The organism is Rhizobium sp. SRI_017, assembly GCF_057586295.1.
Genome location: NZ_JBYCZP010000061.1, coordinates 1 through 1,326 on the forward strand (window position 1 = coordinate 1; position 1,326 = coordinate 1,326).

Consider the following 1,326-nt stretch of genomic DNA (forward strand, 5'->3'; position numbering starts at 1 on the left):
GGGACTGTCAGGAATTTCGTGTACGGGCGTGCATAATGGGTACGAAGGAGATCACCCATGGCACGACGGAAAGAGCCTGTTATCCCGGATAGCATCCTGGACCAGTTATTGGCCGGTTCTGATGCGAAGACGGCTTTCGAGAGCAACGGGCTGCTCGATCAGTTGAAGAAGGCCTTGGCGGAACGGGCTTTGAACGCAGAGATGGATCATCACCTCTCTGGCGAGCCGACCGCCGGCAACAGCCGCAATGGCTACGGTCGCAAGACGGTGCTGACGGATAGCGGCTCGCTTGAGCTTTCCATCCCGCGCGACCGGCAGTCGAGCTTCGATCCTCAATTGCTGGCCAAATATCAGCGCCGCTTCCCAGGCTTCGACGAGAAGATCGTGTCGATGTATGCGCGAGGCATGAGCACGCGCGAGATCGTCGGGCATGTCCAGGAGCTTTACGGGATCGACGTGTCGCCCGACTTGATCTCGGCCGTCACCGACGCGGTGCTGGACGAGGTGGCGATATGGCAGTCACGGCCTCTGGAGCCGGTCTATCCGCTGGTATTCTTCGATGCCTTGCGCGTCAAAATCCGGGACGAAGGTCACGTTCGCAACAAGGCGGTGCATATTGCGCTCGGCGTACGAGGCGATGGCACGAAGGAAATTCTCGGCCTCTGGATCGAAACCAACGAGGGCGCGAAATTCTGGCTGCGGGTGATGAACGAGCTAAAGAACCGTGGTGTCGAGGACATCCTGATCGCCGTCGTTGACGGCCTGAAGGGCTTTCCCGAGGCCATCAATGCAGTCTTTGCAGAAACGACGGTGCAGACTTGCATCGTCCACCTGTTGCGAAACTCGCTGGATTTTGCCTCATGGAAAGACCGCAAGGACCTGGCCCGAGAGCTGAAATCCATCTACGGCGCTATCGACGATAGGGCGGCGGAAGCGGCGTTGATGACGTTCGAGGGTGGCTTCTGGGGCCGAAAATTCCCCGCCGTCGCCCAGATTTGGCGGCGAGCCTGGCAGGAGGTCATCCCATTCTTTGCCTTTCCCAAGGACGTGCGCCGGATCATCTACACCACGAACGCCATCGAAGCCTTGAACTCCAAGCTGCGCCGCGCCGTCCGGGCAAGAGGCCATTTCCCAAATGACGACGCTGCTACCAAACTGCTCTACCTGGTCTTGAACAGATCGGAGAAAGAGTGGAAGATGCCACCCAGGGAATGGGCGATGGCAAAATCGCAATTCTCAATTCTGTTTGCGGACCGCTTTCAGGCCGCAAGGGCGTAGACGCGAATGTTCAACCGCACGCCCGTACACGAAATTCCTGACAGTCCC

Annotated in this window: 1 protein-coding gene; it reads left to right on the forward strand. The window is 58.6% G+C overall.

Annotation, left to right across the window (positions count from 1 at the left end; all coding sequences use genetic code 11):
• Positions 1–57 precede the first annotated feature (57 nt).
• Entirely contained in the window at positions 58–1,278 is a 1,221-nt protein-coding gene (locus AC2YI2_RS34960) for an IS256 family transposase (protein ID WP_487391114.1), read from the forward strand.
• Positions 1,279–1,326: the final 48 nt, after the last annotated feature.

Bases quoted from the DNA above. Each gene is read 5' to 3' on its own strand.
- AC2YI2_RS34960 (WP_487391114.1), top strand. From the start codon at position 58: ATGGCACGACGGAAAGAGCCTGTTATCCCGGATAGCATCCTGGACCAG.